The organism is Bacillus sp. FSL R5-0593, assembly GCF_038603755.1.
Lineage (GTDB): Bacteria > Bacillota > Bacilli > Bacillales > Bacillaceae > Bacillus > Bacillus velezensis.
This window is the reverse complement of the sequence record NZ_CP152011.1, coordinates 1,310,406-1,328,440: the sequence shown is the minus strand read 5'-3', so window position 1 is coordinate 1,328,440 and position 18,035 is coordinate 1,310,406. Positions and strand designations below refer to the sequence as shown.

Below are 18,035 nucleotides of genomic sequence, written 5' to 3'. Positions count from 1 at the left end.
GCGGCTTTAATAGGCTGATATTCTCTTACATTTCCGTCCGAACGCCGGTTAAATTTTGTCCAGTACAAAGAAAGACTGCCCTCCTGTTAAAGCGGCGGTCATCACCCGATCTCCCGCCTGGAGCTGATCATCTTCTCCGGATCTCAGCCGCTTCGGCACAATGAGTGCATCAGACGGAATCAAAAGTTTGTCGTGATCTTTCAGTTTCAGCTCAAGCGGCGAAACGGAGGTCACTTCGGCCGGCATCAGCTCCACCGGTGCTTCGGCGTCAACCGCTCCGACGGCTAAATGTTTAATGGCATCACTTAATCTCATCAGGATGTCCCCTCCGGAAGTGAATTTTTCTCCGTGACGTCAATCGTCATGGTATGTTTTGTTCCTTGGAATTCATGGCGGTCCGTATCTACATAATAGGTTTTCTTCAGCCCGATTTCCGGAATTGAGATATAGACAGGCAATCCGCTTTCCAACCCAGGAATACCGATCGCCTGTATATTTTTCAGCTCTTTCTTAACGCCTTTTTTCTCAGCCTGCTTCACTTTTGCGCGCTGTTTCAGCTGGGCTTCGTTAATGTCGTCAGAAACCGTTTCGGTATACTGCAAAACGCCGAATGTTTTCATGCCCGCGCTGTCTGACGCGGAAGCCTTTATCGTTTTATTGTCTTTTTGCAGCCGCATGACGACACGGGTTGCGGTGTCATCAATTGAGGTGCTGTATTGATACCCTGTGATATTAACTCCTGTTTCCAGCACCCATATGTCAGACGGCTCCGGCCATTCACGCAAGCCGAGCCTGCCTTTTTCTGAATAGAGCTGATAATTGCGTCCCGTCTGGCTTTTTGTCTGCTTTAACGCTTTTAGCATCATATCGTAAAGGCTTGTATCATTTTTAAAAACGAGTGATTTAATGGTATGGCCTGTGTTGGCAATGGATGTGACGGGAATTTGAAAATCGCTGGCGATCCTTTTTAATATTTGATCGGCGCGCTTGTTGGAAAACACGTAAACGTCCTGGTTTTTCACAAGGTATTGAAGCATATCGTATGCGGTGAAGGCGACGGTATGCTCATCGGGCGTTCTTGCAAAAACAACGCCGCGGAACAGCTCTTTTCCGTTCCATTTGAACAAAACCGTATCCCCTTCTGATACGCCGTAATACGTCTGGCTGCCCTGCTTTACGACAATCGTTGCTTCGATGGAGCGGGGCGCCTGATATCTGTGTCCTTCCAGCGTGACGCTTTCTGTGACAAGCTCGAGCCACTCCGTTTCTTTTATGACAAATAGTTCAATCATCTTTTCACCCGTTTCATTGCGGTATCTTCAGCTTCTGCCCCGGGAAGATCCAATGCCCCGGCTGCCGGATATTCCGTTTGCTGCGCTTAATCATGGCGGTTTTATTCGCGTTCCAGATTTTCCGCCACTCCGTGTGTTTTCCGTAAAACTTGCCGGCGATGTCCCAAAGCGTATCCCCTTTTTTGACGGTATATGTTTTGGGTGAAGCTTTGGACGGGCGCTTCGCTTTCGTTTTTTTCTTTTGTTTGATTTTTCTTGGCGAAGCGGTTTTATATTCTTTTAGTACGATATCAAAATTCCGGTCGCCGATTTCATTGTCACCTTCGCTGTAATTAAAGCTTTCAATGCTGCATGTGACATTGATTTTTGTTCCTGTAATCAAAAACTGAACGGGTTTTTTCGCTTTCATCCATGCTTCAATGGCTGAAATGGCTTTTTCCGGCGAAGGGATGCTTTGATATTCGGCAATCGGGCTGTACCGTTTCGGAAAAAAAGAAGAGAACGAAATTTCTTTCGCTCCCGGTTCTTCGATAAAAGTCACCTCTCCAAGTCCGGTGACTTTTACGGAATCATTCTGCACGCTGTTTGCGATATCAATCGCTTCAGGGAGAACGGGAAGCCGGAGCTTGTCCTTCCCCTGAGACAGCCAAAATTCGTAAACAGATTTAGTCAAAAGCAACGGCCCCCTTTGCTCCGGTATAAATGTCTTTTTGCAGTTCATCAATCAGCGCCTGTTTGATTTTGGCGGCGAGGCTGTCGGCGTCCTGTCCGTTATGGAAATGCTGATCGCCGCTGAATTCGATTTTAATTTCTTTTGTTCCCGTTTTTTGAACGGTTTGTCCGCCGCCTTTAACGGCTGCGGAAACCGTGCCGGCTGAAAGCGCCGCCGGTTCCGTCTGGGACGGATCGGACACTTCCATGCCGAGCGCCTGAGCGGCTTTTTGCAGCAGATAACGGCCGCGGATGCCCCGCTCTTCAGGGATGATCCACTCCCGTTTGTTCCCTTCGCCGACACGGGCGATCTGCTCCTTGGTAATCAGACCCCCATTGGCATAACCGACGTAAGGGCCTCCGTGAGCCATACTTTTAATCCCGGGGACATTGCTGATCGAGCCGTATCGGCTTTTAATATAGCCGATAGCGGCAGCGGCGTTGTGAATTGGATTTCTGATATCATTCATGCCCGGCGCTTTGTGATCTTCAAAGGTGCTCGGAATCGTCTGCATAAGCCCCTGTGACGGGTGTCCGGCTTTGGCGTTGCTGTCCCATAGATTAATGGAATTAGGGTTGCCGCCTGACTCATGCTGTGCGATCGTCATTAATCCCGGAAGCCAGCTGATCGGCGTATTGGTTGCTTTCATTGCGGCCAAAAGCCACTCTTTGACGCTTCCTCCCGCTGCACCCATGCCGGAAAAGGCTGCTGCAAGCGAGCCTGCCTGTTTTTCGGCGTATTTTTTTACGTCAACTGAGCCGAGACCTTTGACGACGCCGACTGAAGCAAAGCGCCCGAGGCTCATCATGACACGGGAAGGAGAGTGAATATCAAGCTCTTCTCTGAATGCGTCCTCGACTTTTTTGGCCATATCTTTGGCCGCCTGTTTGACTTCGCTTCCTTTTGCAGTCATCCCTGATACGAAGTGTCCGATCAGGCCTGACCCCCAGCCGTTCGCGGAATCTCTTGATTGCACAAACGGTTTATTGATATGTGTGCTTACGTATTGCGACGTTCCCGTATCTTTTGCATTCTGTCCGGCCGAATATCCTTTCACCGTTGCGGCGCCCCATGATGACGATTGATTAACCGCCGATTGATAAGGTGTTTTCACCTTTGTTTTTAAAAATGAATCGGTGCCCATCGGCGAAGTATTCTGACCTTTCGCATAGCCCGCAACGACTTGCTTTCCGTAACCGGATGAAGACGAAATGAGGGCATTGAACGGCGTTCCGATGTTTTTTTCCTTCCAGCCGTCCATATCCACCGCTTTTTTGCTGATTCCGCTGTCAAAGCCTTCAGTAAACTGTTTGCCGAGTGATGAAGCCGTCCCGCCAAGTCCGGATGCCTCTACAGACGCTGCTGCCGATACAGATGCAGAAGAAGAAACACCGCCCGCTCCCGCCGGAACAGCAGAAGACTGAGCCGAAGCCGCGCCCATATCATCGACAACACGCATGCCGAGCTTAGACGCAGCTTGTGAAAGCAGCATCTTTCCGCGTCCGCGATTGTTGTCAACGGGAATGACAAATTCTTTACCGGCTTCACCAATCCAGGAAATGGTCGGCTTTGTAATGTAGCCGCCTGTGGCGTTTTTGTCCGTTTTTTTCTTTTTATCTCCGCCGCCTCCTGTGACAAAGTTCATTATGCCTGAAATCATTTTGCCGCCGGTTTTATCCCAAATCTTTTTCACCCAGTCGAATGCTGCAGAAAAAGCATCTGATATGGCCGTTCCCACTTTTACAAGAGGTTCTTTTATATGTTTCTCAAACCAGCCGCTTAACCCTTTCCATATATTCTTTACCGTATCTAAAGCAGTCTGGAAAGCATCTGATATTCCTTTACCGACATTTTTCACCATGTCTTTCACCGGATTCCAGACAGTATCCATGAACCAGCCGGAAACCGTACTGAAAACGGATTTAATTTTATCCCAAGCTCCTGTGATTTTACTCCAAATGGACGTCGCCACTCCGACGACAGCCGATTTTACGGGCCCCCAGACCGTGCTCATAAACCAGCCGGATACTGTGCTGAAGACACCTTGAATCGTCGTCCACGCATTCACGATATTTGACCAGATGCTGGTTGCCACTCCGACGACAGCCGATGAAACCGGCGTCCATACATTTTCCATGAACCAGGATGACACCGTGCTGAAAATCCCTTGAATCGTCGTCCACGCATTCACGATATTTGACCAGATGCTTGTCGCCACTCCGACGACAGCCGATGAAACCGGCGTCCATACATTTTCCATGAACCAGGATGAAACGCTTCCCCAAGTATCTTGTATTGTTGTCCAAGCACTTTGCGCCGCTTTGGAAATATCATTCCACGTGTCTTTCAAAGCTCCTGAATCAAAGGCCTCTCCCAAGCTGGAACCGCCTAAACTGCCGGCGATGCCGCCTACCGCGCCGCCGATTAATGTGCCCACTCCGGGAACAACGCTGCCGATTGCCGCTCCGGCCGCGGCTCCGGCAAGACCGCCGCCTGCTGAGCCGACCTTCTCTCCTGCATTATCTTTATTGATGCCGGCTAAATCAGTAAGTGATAACAATTCACCTATGCCGGGAATTCCTTTAGCGGCACCTTTTAACCCTTTCATACCGCCTTTTAGCGCCTTTGAATCTCCTAAGCCTTTCAAAAGCCCACCGATGCCTTTACCTGCCCCTTTTGTTTTCGGCGTATTTACGGATGCCTGTTTGCTTTCCTTTACGGAGGAACCTCTTTTCGAGGATTTATTTCGCCCTTCGACTTTACTGCTTTTGCCCCTCGTCACTCCGGTACAGCAGCAGCAGCCCCCCAAAGCCCCGCCGGTTTTTTTGGCTGACTTTCCTGAAGATTTTGGCGCTGTTACCGTGCGCTGTGAACCCTTTGTCAGATCAGGACGCTTCGGGCCGTTGGAGCCGCCGGCAGTAAGGCCGCCCTTACTCTTTTCTTTTTTCGTGCCGCCTCCTAATAGTCCGCCGATATTGAGTTTGCCTAATTTTTCAGCGATTCCTGAAAATATTTTTTCTATTAATTCCCCGGCTTTTTCGATGATTTTGTCCGGGCTGAATTTCTCAAATTTCTTGGCAATCTTGCTGACAATTTTATCAACAAATGCCTCAGCTTTTTCGATGATCGCATCAGGACTGAATTTGCCGAACTTTTTATCAATGCCTCCGAACAGTGAGGATGTAAACTGCTCCACTTTTTCCAAAATCATATCCGGATTGAGAAAATCGAATTTCTCAGAAATTCGGTCAATCGTGTCATTTACAAATTGTTCGGCGCGGTCGATTAGCTTATCAGGACTGAATTTGCCGACAACGTCGTCGACTTTCTTCATAAACGAATCAGTAAAATGATCCAGCTCTTTCAATATGGTCTCCGGGCTGAATTTGCTGACAACGTCATCTATCTTTTTCATAAATGAATCAGTGAATTTATCCAGTTCTTTCAATATGGTCTCCGGACTGAATTTACTCACAACCCCGTCTACCTTTTTCATAAATGAATCAGCGAATTTATCCAGCTCTGCTAAAATCGTCTCCGGGCTGAATTTGCTCGCGATCTCGTCTACTTTTCCCATGAATGATGTTGTGAACTTGTCCAGTTCGGCTAATATCGTTGCCGGGCTGAATTTGCTCGCGATCTCATCCACTTTTCCCATGAATGAGGTCGTGAACTTGTCCAGTTCGGCTAATATCGTTGCCGGGCTGAATTTGCTTGCGATCTCATCCACTTTTCCCATGAATGACGTTGTGAACTTATCCAGCTCTGCCAAAATCGTCTCCGGGCTGAATTTGCTCGCGATTTCGTCTACTTTTCCCATGAATGATGTTGTGAACTTGTCCAGTTCGGTTAAAATCGTTGCCGGACTGAATTTGCTCGCGATTTCGTCTACTTTTCCCATGAATGAGGTCGTGAACTTGTCCAGTTCGGCTAATATCGTCTCCGGGCTGAATTTGCTTGCGATCTCGTCCACTTTTCCCATGAATGACGTTGTGAACTTATCCAGTTCGGTTAAAATCGTTGCCGGGCTGAATTTGCTCGCGATTTCGTCTACTTTTCCCATGAATGATGTTGTGAACTTGTCCAGCTCTGCCAAAATCGTTGCCGGGCTGAATTTGCTTGCGATTTCGTCCGCTTTCTTCATAAAGCTTGCAGCGAATTTATCCAGTTCCGCTATGATTGTTTCCGGATAAAATTTGGATGCGATGTCATTGACTTTTTTCATGAAGGTGTCTGCAATGGAGTCAAGCATTGAAAAATCGTTTTTCGGCGAAGCAGGAGCAGCAGATGCAGAAGCTTTTCCGCCGTCCGGCATATTCTTTTGCATTGCAGCCAGCTGTGCTGTCACCTTTTCGTTTAACGATAATTGAATAACATTGTTTTTTCCCGTCAGCGAATCAATGCCCGCTGAAATTCGGCCGACTGTTTTCATGACGTGATCTATGACGCGTATAGTGACAGAGTACCCGTTCTTTAACGCAGATTGCATATAGCGTTTGATACGTTCCATGGCAGGGGTCACTTCGTCTGACGCATACAGTGAAACGGTAAATCCTTTAAAACCGGCAGCCAGATCCCGCAATCTCTCAAATGCCGCTGTCGCGCTGTCTTTTGCTCCTATTTTAATGGTTAAAGACGCAGGCAGATCCGCTAATTGGGTTTGCACCTTTTGAATGACGGCACTGGCTCCGTCTTCAGCTGAAATAGAGATCATTTGTGCGCCCAGCTTTCTTTTCATAGAGCGCTGGATGCGGTCAATTGTTCTTAAAACAGATTTACTCTCTTTGCGTATATCAATTTCACTTTGGCGTTTTGTCATTTTCCTGTATTTCTCAAGCGCTCTGAAGCCATTTTGGATTTTCCTTATTTTCTTTGAAACCCGATCTTCCAATTCAAAACGGGCGGTCAGCTTTGCCATGATGTCGCTCCCCCTTTCTTCGCTTGTTTTTCAAGAATGTCCAGCTTGTAACCGATTAAACCGTACAACAGCGCCTTAAAATGTCTCGGTGCTTCATATAACTCTTTCAGTTCTGATGGAGAATAATGAAGCTCATGCATCGCGTAATAGAGATACACGGCTTCCTTATTCCCATCTTTTATCAGTTTTTTGCTTCTTGCTCCAGATCTTCTAATTCATCTTCAAAACCGTTGATCTCAATCGCTTTATTCAGCCAATTTGCATACTCACCGCCGACTGAAAGCACGCGTTTTGCCACCTCGACCGGATCTGCCGTTTTGTAAGCGTCGCGGAGCTCCTTAGACCGGAAATCAGGGTAAATCGTAGATTCAACCGCGATCCGCGCATAAAAGCGCTGGCTGTCTAAGTCTTTTACTCGGCCTCTGCCCTTCACATTTTTATATGTCGTGCTTTCCTTCTCCAGTTCATCAATGCGCTCAGTCGTAATGGCTTTAAAAATAAAAGGCACGATGTTTCCTTTTTTATCGACAAAACGCTTTGAAAGCGGAACCCGAATCTCCTCAGCCTCGACTGTTTTACCCGGCATAAAGAATGACAGATCATATACTTGTTCGTTTTTTTCGCTCATGATGAAAACTCCCTTACTCTTTTTTTTATAAAAAACAGGCCTGTAAAAAGGCCTGTTTCACTCATACCGATCTTAATTAAAACGTTTCAGAAAGCTTTTCCGGCACATCGAAATCTTCAAAAGTAAACGGCACTTCTTCTTCGAGTGCTTCTGAGTCTACGTCCAGTCCGGCGATTTTTGCAGAATCAAAGTTGACGTCATACAGAGTGACGCGTTCTGTTCCGCGGCCCGATGATTTGTCATCAAGAACGGCTTGCAGCGTAAAATACGGGTCGCTGCCTTTTTTGACGTAATCCATCATAAGAACGGCGAATTTGGATGTGACCTTATAGAATGTTGCCGTGCCCGTTCCGTTGGCGCCTGTTGTTTTATGTCCCGTCATGCGGCGGCCCATGATGTTTACTTCTGATTTGTTTTTTTCCACGTTTGCTTCAAACGTTTTAATATGCGCCATCTCTTCTCCGTCGAGAAATAAACGGCCTTCTTTTCCTGAAATCGTGTTTTGCGCTTTTAATGCCATCTTAGTTTACCTCCACGTTAAAGTAGAATTTTTCTGCCGCATCCACAGGCTGTACGGCGAGATCAATTAAAAAGCCGTCGCGGTCTTCATTCAGCCCGATTGTAATGTCTTTGTCTGAATCAAAGTTGGCGATGCCGCCCGCATCCTGAAGCGTAGTCAAATATTGAATGATCATCGTTTTAACGAATTGAAGACCGTCATTTGTCGCAGGAAGATCGCTGCCCGTGCCTTTTTTCGATTTAATTAAGGCTTTCAGTTCACGTGTCAAATCGTTATTCACCGCATCAAGCACACGGACGATTTTGTTTTTCGCGAACTTTTTGTTTTTTTCTGCCGTAAATGTCACCAATGAGTTGATATCTTTTTCAACGCTGACTGACTTATCACGGGCATCATAAGAGAAAAGGAATTCACCTTTGGAAAGACGTTCGATCACTTCATCATGAGTCAGGCGGTGCAGCACATCGACGGCGCCTTCGTATTCAACGAATGTTAAGGATTGATTAAATGCGGCGCTGGCACTTGCGCCTGCCACCCAGGCGGTCGCATCTTCAGCTTTAATCTCGGTTCCGTCTTCCAGCAGCACACCTTCAGTCACATTGATAATGCCTTCATAATCGCCGCTGTAATGGGCGGTCACCCCTTGCACTTTCTGTCCCTGCGCATCGCGAAGGCGTTTAATGAATGCGGCAAATGTCGCTTTCAGCTGATCGTTTTCCGCGACAGGAAGAGCGATGACATCGAAATTCTCCGTTTCAGCAGCAGCTAAAAAATCCGTATAGTCTGAGTTGACCGGTGCTTTATCAGTTCCGCCCGCGAGACGGATGCCTGCCTGCGGGTTTAACGTTTCCCCGGATTCTTCCTCAGTGCCTGTCAGCGGGATGGAAGCCGACAGTTCGCCCGTTCCCGTAAATGTGACATAGCCGTTTGCTTTTAATTCTTCGGCTTTTTTCACCGTTTGTTTGTCAACTTCCGCTTCATCCATGTAAGTGGTCACATCGAAAGCGGTCTGATCAAGGACGTTTTCACTGATGCGGATGATGATGTCATTTCCTTTTGAACCGCCGTACAAAGCGGTTGCTTTAACACCTTGCGAAAGATCGGCACTCGCTCTGATTCCCTCTGTCAGACGGTACATCAAAACGGTTTTTGCTTTCTTTTTCGCCTCACGAAGCAGAATCAGTGACGGATCTTCAATACTGAGCCCCACTTTTTTATTCAAATCTTCAATGCTTGAAATGGAAACGAATGTTTTCGCTTCCCCCCAGCCGGATGCGACGGGAAGGGCGACAATCCCGCGTTCACCGATCGATACCCGCTCCTGGGCGGTTGTTTTAAAGTTAAAATAGATTCCGGCACGTTCTTTTTCTTTTCCTTGCGTAAATGTTCCGCCGTTCATTATTGCATGACCTCCTTGGTTAAAAATGCTTCAATGTAAGACTTGGCTTGCGCTTTTGTCATTTGTTTTTGCTTCACGCCGAATAAAGCCCCCTGGAGAATCTCAGGTTTTACGCCGAAAAGCTCCTTCGCGTGCTTTGTTAAATCCGCCGTGTCATAAAGAACCGCTCGTTCCGCCGCTGCGGCATTTTTCTTTTTATGTTGTTTCACTTTTCTTTCACCCCGCTGTTAATGTCCACATCCCGCAGTGCGGGAGATGTTTGTTTCTGATAGTAGTAGCGGCTCGTCCAGCGGATTGTGATCACTGCCTCGCCTTTGTCTCCGACTCTTGTTTCGATACGGCTGATGCGGACGAAATCACCGGTATCCTCCCCTGATTCCGTAAGCAGCGGAATCAGCTGTCTTGATTCTCTCACCGCATCGGCGATCCGGTCGGCTGCATAGAGCGCCTGCACCGAGTCGGCATGGAACAGCTTCACATTCAGACTGTACGTTTTCTTATAAGTGGAGACTGTATCATTTTCGTCAAAAACAAATGGGGGCGGAATGTATAGTGACGGCACCTGAAATTGTTCAGGCAGTTCATTTTCATATACGGGCACGCCGCACTGCTGATACAAAAAAGCGGCGATTGAACCGGTTTCGCGATTCATCCGATATCTCCCCCCAACGTGTTAAGCCACTGATTGAAACGCTTGTCCAGCGATTCGGCGAAGAGTGTTTCATACATAAGAAGGGCTTTGTCCCAAAACCCATTCCCGCTGATCCACTGTTTTTTGAGCGCCATTCCCGTTGAAGCTGACGGATCATAGATGAACCGGGAGCCTTGAAAATACCCGGGCACCCATCTGACATTTTCATCTGAGACGGTCCAATGTCCGTCATTTATGAATGAGGCATACTCTACATTGGTGCCGATTTCAAGGGTCAGTCCCCCGTTTTCAATGATCCATACATGATCCTGCGCTCCTTTTCGGAAAGAAGACAGCAGGTTTTCTGTATCAATTCCTCCCGAATGAATAAGCTCCTCCCGTACCATGTCGAGAAAATCCTCTCCTGACTGTTCCAGCCATTCGCCTGCCTGACGGGTAAATTCTCCGGATGATGCCTTTTGCAGCGACCGATTCCATTGCTCAAGGTTTTTTATGCTCATAGTCTGTCATCTCTCACAGCGATAACCTCCCAATGGTGCTGTCTTGCTTTCTTCGGCATTTCCAGAATATACGCCTGTCCTTCCCAAATGATTTTGTCATTGACACGCACAGCGGCCTCTTTCGGAAAATGAACGAGAAACCGCTGATATACCTTATGATCAGGCGCAAGCTGAATAAGCTGCTGCTGTTTTTCAACAAACAGACACGGCACGTCTTCAGCGTCGGGCACTTCCGGATAAGAAAAGACAGGCTGGAGCTTTTCGGCGGGAATCCCGAAGCGTCCGGCCTTCGGAACTGACACCGTCTCATGATAAATATCGCATCTGTCAGTGAGCAGCCGTTCGTAGCTCATAAAGGTCTCACCTTTGCGTTTGCAGAAACCGGGGAATAACCCGGCGTGATATATTCACAGAGAAGATGGCGCACCGCCGGTTTTCGGATTCCGCCTTCACCTGCCACCGTATACGAGTAGTCGCCTATCTTTTCAGATTGATAGGCGGAAGCGGCTGCTTCATTCTGGTTGATCAGCGCAAAATATTGAGAAAGCTTTAATAACGCAAGCTTAATCTTTTCGGGAAGCGGTGAGTAAATAGGGTCAGTGAACGAATGCCCCGCCATTCTTGCCGCTTCCGCCTCCGCCTCCAGAATGTCCTGTATAAGAAGCGGCTCCGGCCTGTTTTTGACTTGATCATAAACTGAATATGAAACAACGTCAGACGGCTGAATTAACATAACTGCCACCCCCGTCTTATTCTTTAACGTTTACGATTTTGGCGCTTGCATCTTCTTCTTCAAATTTGCTGTCAAGTTTAGCCGTCAGTACGATAATAAATTTGCGGCTGCGAATATCTTTATCTACTTCGATTCGGATATTCCGTGAAAAACCGAGAATGATATTTTTTGGGTGAGTCAAAATGATGTCAGACGCATCGTATTGGGAGTCACCTTCTCCGACCGAGTACGGCTGCAGATTGGACACTCCTTTGACCGGAACGCCGAATGCTGAAGACAAACCGCCCTGCACCGCAAGATCCCCCAGGTTGGTCTGACGGTCAGCCACACGGTCTTTCCATTCAATCTCCATGCCTTGAGATGTGTAAAATCTGAATTCCTGAGGCAGGCGCAAATATTTTGCCGGAATGGCTTTTAAGCCTTTTTTAAATGTGGCTCTGGACAGCTCTTCCCCGTTTCCGTCAATGACATGAGATACAGTCTGCTTACGGATTCCGTCAAGCTGTGCCAAGTACGGATCAGAAGAAGATGTATCGCCGTTTACGACAAGCTCCTCAATATCGACTGCCGCCCGCTCCGCCAAAATCTGCATGATCGTCTGCTGCAGGCCGTCTTTTTCTATATTGTTTTCAAGCGTGTCATAGGTGATATTAATTTCCGCAATGACTTCTTTCGTATTCAGCTGCACCGTACTTGTTGCCGGGACGGTCAGCTGATCGTCAGTTAAGGCTTTTCCTTCCTCAGCGGCACGCAGAATCCGCTGGCCGAAACCGATTTTTTCAAATTTCTGCGAGTCATTTTCCATTTGAATCACACGCGATTCGCTGAAAATAGTCGGCGTGTTCTGCACCATGCGGATAAATGCTGAAGCTTGTGCGGGGTTCATTAAACCGCCGCTTTTTAAAGCGGAAAGTGACATTTCCGCCTTTCTGATGATATCTTGATTTCTCACTCTACAGTTCCTCCTTCTGACTGGGCTTAAAGCAGTCCGCTCCAAATGGATTTTTTAACAGGCTCTTGGCCGCCCGTCTCTTCTTCCGGCTGCTTTGATGCGCCTCTTACTTTTTCAAGCGCTTCAATGCGTTTAATAATCGGGGCGAGCATGTCCTCAACAAGCGTTTTCAGCTTTTCTTCATCAGACGGCGCAGCCGCCCCGTCTTTGTCTTCCGTGTTTTGGTCCAAGCTGTCAAGCCGCTTTAAAAGCGGGTGCAGCGCGTGTTCAATCGATTCTCTTACGTCTTCTTTTCTCATCTTGTTCAAGTCCTCTCCCTTGCGGTTTCTTGATTTGCGGTCACGGTCGAGAAATTGCTTGACCGCGCCGAATAAGCCGGCTTGCTTTTCTGCCGGCTCTTCGTAAACGTCAGCGGTTCCCGCCATGCTGTAGCCCGTAATGATACCGGCTTTAATCTGATCCCATACTTCATCGGAAGCTTTGGTGACAAGCACCCAAGATCCTTTCCGGATCACAGCATTCCCGATTTCAAAGTCATCCGGAGCGACGTACGACTCTACCACCTCGCCGGTCCCGCCTTCAAAATTATGATTTGTATCGATGTTGCGGGCGTCCGCCAAAAAACCGTGGGCGGCCTTTTCAATCTCTTCAGCCGTCATATAATCACCATGGGCATCCGGGACATCCGGCTCGTAAACGATGCCGTAAACAAGCTTCTGCTCATCCGATTCGTTTTTTGTAAACACCTGCACCTTTTTTTCAAATGACGGAAGGCCTCCGGCTGATTTTGTAAAAAAGAATTCCGTTTGGTTCGCCGCCTTATCGACATAGCTCACAAAACTGATGACGGCATTTCTCAATTCTCTCGGCACGAGATGTTTTCACCCCCTTTCAGGATTGCTCCTTTTTCCCTTTCAGCACCGGCCGGCTGTAGTACTCTTCAGGCCATTCCTCAAGCGTCTTGCCGAGCACTCTTCCGGCCAGATCACGGAGGTCATTAGGAGAGACCGCGCCGGCGGAAATAAATGGCGTAAGCACCTTCGCAATTTCAAGCGGATCGCGAAAATCAGGCCCTTTTAATGTGAGCTGTACATCGTGGAGACCCAGTTCAGGCAAAAATAACGTGTTGAGCTTATTAATCAGCGTTTTCCGCTCCGGCTGAAACACCTGCTCCTCCGTTATTTTCCGTGCCGTATCGGCGGTGGCTTTGTTGTATTCCTGCGCCTCGCCCGTATAAAGCGGCGGGAGACGGAAAGCGGAACGGAGTTTATTTCTGCTTTTGTCGTCATATTCAAGAAACAGCGCATCATCCTGCAGAATTTCCGCAAGTGATTTAATTTCCACAGACACGGGCGTAATGTCTTCGCCTCCGTGAAGGTCTTTTTCCTTCGCAATGCCTTCCGCCTCAATCAGCAGAAACTTGTGGGCGTTTTCCACCCCTTCCAGGTCATTCATATAATCCTGGAGCTCTTTGTACGATGCTTCTGACAGCATGCCGTTTTCAACCGTAATGGCGGCCGGCACGTGACGGCCCTGCTTGAAATACATAAAATTCAGTTCTTCCGCTTTCCGGGCGCCGTACAGATTGACGATATTGCCGACCCAGCGCGGAATTCCGTAAGTGCCGCTGCCGATTTTTAAGTGAATGGCTTCATTTGCCCGGTATTCTTCAGACAGGGTCTTTACGTATTCGCCGGTTCTCATGTCCATCATGCGGGGGTCGCCGTATTCCTTAAAAAACACTTTCCGACCGTTCAGCATCTGAACATATTTACGGAACCGTTTTTGCCTTTTAATCGTTTTGGATGCGCCGTTTTCTTCATATGAAAATGTGACTTCAACAGGATCAGTCACACCGCACACGCGCATATGTTTCACATCCAGATATTCAATCCCCGCCGGTTTTCCCGCCCCGTCCCGAAGCACTTCGAGAAAACCGTTGCCCGTTTTTTCACGGTCTTCTATCGCATATCCGAGGATCGTCTCGGCCGATTCATCAAAATGAAGACATTTGTAAAAGCTCTCCAGCTTCATCCAGTTTTTTTCGGCCCGAGCCTTTTTTGACGGGGAGCAATCCGGGCTATTTACATCAAAGGTATATTCCACATCAAACCCAAAACCCGTAATATTGACCCGATACGCGTCAATGCACTGCTGAAGAATCGTCGAGTATTCGGCGATTGTTTTCAGTTCAATGAGATTATAGGGCGGTGAAATGATGTCTTCGCCGTACAGATCGGCAAATTGATCTTCGTTCATCTGCCTTGCCTGCGGCGCGGCCATTTTTGATTTAAAGACGGTGGCTCTAACGTTTTGATAGTTCGGCAACGCCTACCTCCTCCTTTCCCGATTCGGACGTCTCCGTTTTTGTGATGCATCTTTCAAATCCGCCGCGTCATAGTCATCCAGCGCATACCAAATGGCTGAAAGTGTGTGGGGATCAATTGAAAACTCATCTTCCGACAGAACGCCGTTTTTGTTTTTTGCGTACGTTAAGTTCTGCAATTCGCGGATCGTATGTTGACAGCTGTCTGAGCAATAGATGTGTTTGAACCGTTTCAGTTTTTTTGTATATTGAAGTCTTGAGCCCGGAAACTTTTTGGCCGCAACCATGCAAAAGCCCTGCCTGCGAAAATATTGGATGCTTTTCGGCTCAGCCGAATCCGCTTTGATCAGCTCTTTTTGATCCGCCAATTCCTGAAGCTCCTCAGCTGTCTGATCATCGGTCATTTTGTTTTTGTAATACTCCCAGAAAATATAAAGCTCTTTTTGATCCGGATCGACGGCAAGCCGGATGACCGCATTGTATGACTCTTCAAAACCGAAATCCATGCCGGTCCGAAACAGGGGGCGCCTGATGGAAGCAATCCGCTCCGTTACTTCGTTGTGCTCCATGACCTGAAACTGCGGAAACACGCGGATGCCATTGATGCCGAACTGTCCTTTGCGGGCGATCCGGTATAAATCGGGATCGTAATGCCGTAAACTGTCCAGCTGCTTAATATAGCTTTTCGGCAAAAACAGATTATCGCACGCTGTGGAATGGTGGTAATACGTATCTCCCTTAACGACGGTGCCTTTTTCATACAGCGTCTGATCATCCAATACGAACCGTTTTTTTTGGTCATCACGAAAAAAATGCCGGTACGTCCAATTGGAGGTGCCGACGGGATTTGTGGTGCATATCATATGAAGCGAAAGCTCGGGATGGCGCAGACGCCCGATCAGCTCCTTAAAGCCTTCATACTTCACTTCAGAGCATTCTTCAATCCAAATCAGTGAAATATGATGAATGGATTTCAATTTGGCCGGGTTGTCCATCCCTTTAAACATAATCCGGCTTCCGTTTGAAAATCTCAGCTGCATCGGTGAAGACACGGCCTTTACGGCATGTCCCAGCTCAAGCTCCCCGATAATATCTTCAAACAAGGCAAAAGTAGAATCTCTGTGCGTATCGAAAACTTCCCGCACGACAAGCGCCGTCCGCTTTTCACGAAGCAGCTTCAGGATGATTTTCAGCGCGGTATGATAGCTTTTTGACGAGCCGTAGCCTCCGACGAGAAATTGGTACGTTTCATTCCAATTGAACAAATAATCTTCAAAGCGCGGGTTGACCGCTTTTTCAATCATGACCGTTCCTCTTTCCGCGTAATGACAATGTCAATCGGCTTTTGGCTGTCTTCTGTTTTTTCCATCTTCTGCTGTGCCAGCTTTAATTTTTCATTTTCGATTTTTTGTTTAAATTGATCAGGGAAAAGGTCAAAGTACAAGGACAGCTTTTCAAGAGCCTTCATCTTGTCGGCAAGCTTGATTGCAATGCCCTCTTTTCCGAGTTTTGCTTCTGTGACGATGGTTCCGTCCAGAAGGTGCGAATCTTTAACGTCAACGTAGCTGATTTCCTGCATAATCGGCTGATCATTTTCGTCAAAGAGCGGCCCTGATTTTCCGAAGGCCTGAACCTCTTTTTTTCCGAAGGTTACATAATCGGTAATGTCGGCGAAAGCGATTTTCACATAGACTTGAAGAACGTCCATCGCTTCGACAAACACTTTATTGACCATTTCCTTTTTCATGCGGCTGATTTCTTTGGCGACTTTTTCGTTTTTTAACAGCCTGCTTCCCGTCACATGCGCGCTTTCCGGTGAATACCCGGCTTTTATCGCAGATTGGGTGGCGTTAAAGCTTTTCACATAATAAAGACAAAACAGCCGCTGGCGTTCGTTTAACTCATCACCTTCGCCCGGGTTGTTTTTTTCGCCGCTTTCCGCATTCTTATGAAGCGCCTCGTCCCAGCGCCCTTCTTTTTTCCATCTGCCGATCGTTCTTGCGGATACGCCTGATTTGCCGGCAAGGGCGCAATTTGTGATGCGGCCTTTATGAGACTGATAGATTGTAAATGCCTGTTTTCTTTTTGCGTTTTTCATGCTACGGCATCACCGCCACCTCCGACATGATTGTCTATAATAAAAAGCGGCTTCTAATCGGGCCGCTTTTTGTGATCGTCTGTTCACTTCTAGGTGGCAAACGTATGACAACTTATGAAGCAGGCGATTGATTTCTTTGTTCCTGCTGTTTTTGAATTTTCAGAAGCGCCCGTTTGACCGTCGTCTGTACGGTTGATTTCTTTACGTTCAGCAAGGCGGCGATCCGTTCATATGAAAAGCATTCCGCTTTGTGGAGCAGCAGCATTTCTTTTTCTCTATCCGTTAAAACGGCTAATGCGTCCCGCAGTCTGATTCTGTCTTCTTCAGTCACATTTGCGGAAGGTTCAAACATCAGCGCCTGCGAATAGGTTTCTATGATTCTAGGATCTTTAATCAGCATTCTCTGATAAGCGTCTCTTCGGTCTATCGCCCTTCTTATGCCGGGCTGCCGGCCTTTTTCAAGCCATTCGATGACATATTCCACATCTGTAATGATCGTTCTGATGATTTTTTTATCTTTCAGTTCTTCTGAAGTAAGCACCGTTTCATCGGCTTCCTCCAGCTGCTTGTACCACTTTTTCGTCTCTTTCAGCGTGCGTTTATATTCAAATAGTAAGTCTTCCATGCAGATCCTCCTCTTTTTCGGAACAAAAAAAGGACACCAACCAATGCGCAGCATATACGCGATTGATCAGTGTCCGCAGGCTTTCCGTCTTGGACGTATTCTGTTTTTTTCGATTAATTCAATTTAAAGCCGATTTCATATTCAACCCGGGCCAGATCTCCTTTTCGCGTTTCGACAAGCGTTTTGCCGTGCTCCGGCGCTTCGGCGAGCCATGCTTCCTTCTTCAGTCCGTCTACAATGATGACCCGCACCTTGCCTTCTTCCAGCTGGCTTTGTAATGTTGTATGTTCAATGTCAGTCAGTTTTTTAGGATTCATGTTTTACGTCCTCCGTTTTTTTCAGGATGTTTACTTCATGTATGAGGCTTCCGAGCTCATTTATGAACGCTTCTTTTTCTTCAGAACTTTCTCCCCGGAGCAGGCGGAGAGCCGTTTCGGCCGCCTCAAAAAGTTCCGGGGCCTTTGCCATCAATGCCGCGTTGATCTGCTGAGAGTATGAACTTAAGTTGAAAACGGCCGCGATGAGCCTTCCGTTTGAATAAGGGAACTTCTCTTTATCCGCTTCGCTGTAAGCGGAATAAATGTAAATGGGTTTTTCTTCTCCGCTGTGTACGGCCCGCCATGGAGCGGGGCTGTGTTTTTCTTGCAATGGTTATCCTCACTTTCCATCAGCCTCATGCC

At 47.6% G+C, this 18,035-nt stretch carries 21 protein-coding genes; all 21 read right to left on the bottom strand.

All coding sequences use genetic code 11. The features are described from left to right. Positions 1 to 48: 48 nt before the first annotated feature. Positions 49 to 315 carry a DUF2577 family protein gene (locus NYE36_RS06855; protein WP_007610818.1) on the bottom strand — a complete coding sequence of 89 codons (267 nt, stop codon included), beginning with the start codon at positions 313 to 315 and terminating at the stop codon, positions 49 to 51. Further along, positions 315 to 1,292, bottom strand: coding sequence for a hypothetical protein (locus NYE36_RS06850; RefSeq protein WP_015239687.1), 978 nt, complete (start codon positions 1,290 to 1,292; stop codon positions 315 to 317). Before NYE36_RS06850 ends, NYE36_RS06855 begins: the two co-directional genes overlap by 1 nt. A 13-nt stretch (positions 1,293 to 1,305) precedes the next feature. Beyond that, complete coding sequence (locus NYE36_RS06845; RefSeq protein WP_007610816.1) at positions 1,306 to 1,965, bottom strand: LysM peptidoglycan-binding domain-containing protein; 660 nt, start codon at positions 1,963 to 1,965, stop codon at positions 1,306 to 1,308. Further along, complete coding sequence (locus NYE36_RS06840) at positions 1,958 to 6,922, bottom strand: transglycosylase SLT domain-containing protein (protein ID WP_342496884.1); 4,965 nt, start codon at positions 6,920 to 6,922, stop codon at positions 1,958 to 1,960. Before NYE36_RS06840 ends, NYE36_RS06845 begins: the two co-directional genes overlap by 8 nt. After that, positions 6,910 to 7,062, bottom strand: coding sequence for a hypothetical protein (locus NYE36_RS06835; RefSeq protein WP_015239684.1), 153 nt, complete (start codon positions 7,060 to 7,062; stop codon positions 6,910 to 6,912). The genes NYE36_RS06840 and NYE36_RS06835 overlap by 13 nt, the downstream gene beginning before the upstream one ends. Positions 7,063 to 7,103: 41 nt before the next feature. Continuing rightward, complete coding sequence (locus NYE36_RS06830) at positions 7,104 to 7,550, bottom strand: phage portal protein (protein ID WP_003154836.1); 447 nt, start codon at positions 7,548 to 7,550, stop codon at positions 7,104 to 7,106. 76 nt (positions 7,551 to 7,626) lie between these two features. Further along, on the bottom strand, positions 7,627 to 8,070 hold the full coding sequence (locus NYE36_RS06825) for a phage tail tube protein (RefSeq protein WP_003154837.1): 444 nt from the start codon (positions 8,068 to 8,070) through the stop codon (positions 7,627 to 7,629). A gap of 1 nt (position 8,071) precedes the next feature. Next, positions 8,072 to 9,469 (bottom strand): phage tail sheath family protein, encoded by a 1,398-nt coding sequence (locus NYE36_RS06820; protein WP_007610810.1) that lies wholly within the window; start codon positions 9,467 to 9,469, stop codon positions 8,072 to 8,074. Next, a complete protein-coding gene (locus tag NYE36_RS06815; RefSeq protein ID WP_007610809.1) occupies positions 9,469 to 9,678 on the bottom strand; it encodes a hypothetical protein in 210 nt (69 codons plus the stop codon). The genes NYE36_RS06820 and NYE36_RS06815 overlap by 1 nt, the downstream gene beginning before the upstream one ends. Further along, on the bottom strand, positions 9,675 to 10,121 hold the full coding sequence (locus NYE36_RS06810; RefSeq protein WP_015417289.1) for a hypothetical protein: 447 nt from the start codon (positions 10,119 to 10,121) through the stop codon (positions 9,675 to 9,677). The genes NYE36_RS06815 and NYE36_RS06810 overlap by 4 nt, the downstream gene beginning before the upstream one ends. Further along, entirely contained in the window at positions 10,118 to 10,621 is a 504-nt protein-coding gene (locus NYE36_RS06805; protein WP_094032368.1) for an HK97 gp10 family phage protein, read from the bottom strand. Before NYE36_RS06805 ends, NYE36_RS06810 begins: the two co-directional genes overlap by 4 nt. Next, the gene (locus NYE36_RS06800; protein ID WP_007407272.1) at positions 10,618 to 10,974 is read right to left on the bottom strand and encodes a DUF3599 family protein; all 357 of its coding nucleotides are present in this window, start codon (positions 10,972 to 10,974) and stop codon (positions 10,618 to 10,620) included. The genes NYE36_RS06805 and NYE36_RS06800 overlap by 4 nt, the downstream gene beginning before the upstream one ends. Further along, on the bottom strand, positions 10,971 to 11,354 hold the full coding sequence (locus NYE36_RS06795; RefSeq protein WP_015417287.1) for a DUF3199 family protein: 384 nt from the start codon (positions 11,352 to 11,354) through the stop codon (positions 10,971 to 10,973). Before NYE36_RS06795 ends, NYE36_RS06800 begins: the two co-directional genes overlap by 4 nt. Positions 11,355 to 11,370: 16 nt before the next feature. Beyond that, positions 11,371 to 12,306 (bottom strand): phage major capsid protein, encoded by a 936-nt coding sequence (locus NYE36_RS06790; protein WP_007407274.1) that lies wholly within the window; start codon positions 12,304 to 12,306, stop codon positions 11,371 to 11,373. 26 nt (positions 12,307 to 12,332) lie between these two features. Further along, a complete protein-coding gene (locus NYE36_RS06785) occupies positions 12,333 to 13,178 on the bottom strand; it encodes an XkdF-like putative serine protease domain-containing protein (protein WP_015417286.1) in 846 nt (281 codons plus the stop codon). Positions 13,179 to 13,197: 19 nt separating this feature from the next. Next, positions 13,198 to 14,589: a phage portal protein gene (locus tag NYE36_RS06780; protein WP_094031916.1), complete on the bottom strand. Its 1,392-nt coding sequence runs from the start codon at positions 14,587 to 14,589 to the stop codon at positions 13,198 to 13,200. A gap of 48 nt (positions 14,590 to 14,637) precedes the next feature. Further along, positions 14,638 to 15,936: a PBSX family phage terminase large subunit gene (locus tag NYE36_RS06775; protein WP_064116092.1), complete on the bottom strand. Its 1,299-nt coding sequence runs from the start codon at positions 15,934 to 15,936 to the stop codon at positions 14,638 to 14,640. Then, complete coding sequence (locus NYE36_RS06770; RefSeq protein ID WP_094032366.1) at positions 15,933 to 16,730, bottom strand: terminase small subunit; 798 nt, start codon at positions 16,728 to 16,730, stop codon at positions 15,933 to 15,935. Before NYE36_RS06770 ends, NYE36_RS06775 begins: the two co-directional genes overlap by 4 nt. Positions 16,731 to 16,842: 112 nt before the next feature. Next, positions 16,843 to 17,355, bottom strand: coding sequence for a sigma-70 family RNA polymerase sigma factor (locus tag NYE36_RS06765; protein ID WP_012117362.1), 513 nt, complete (start codon positions 17,353 to 17,355; stop codon positions 16,843 to 16,845). A gap of 113 nt (positions 17,356 to 17,468) precedes the next feature. Continuing rightward, entirely contained in the window at positions 17,469 to 17,672 is a 204-nt protein-coding gene (locus NYE36_RS06760; RefSeq protein ID WP_007407280.1) for an XtrA/YqaO family protein, read from the bottom strand. Beyond that, a complete protein-coding gene (locus tag NYE36_RS06755) occupies positions 17,662 to 18,003 on the bottom strand; it encodes a hypothetical protein (RefSeq protein WP_015239676.1) in 342 nt (113 codons plus the stop codon). Before NYE36_RS06755 ends, NYE36_RS06760 begins: the two co-directional genes overlap by 11 nt. Between the last annotated feature and the right edge of the window lie 32 nt (positions 18,004 to 18,035).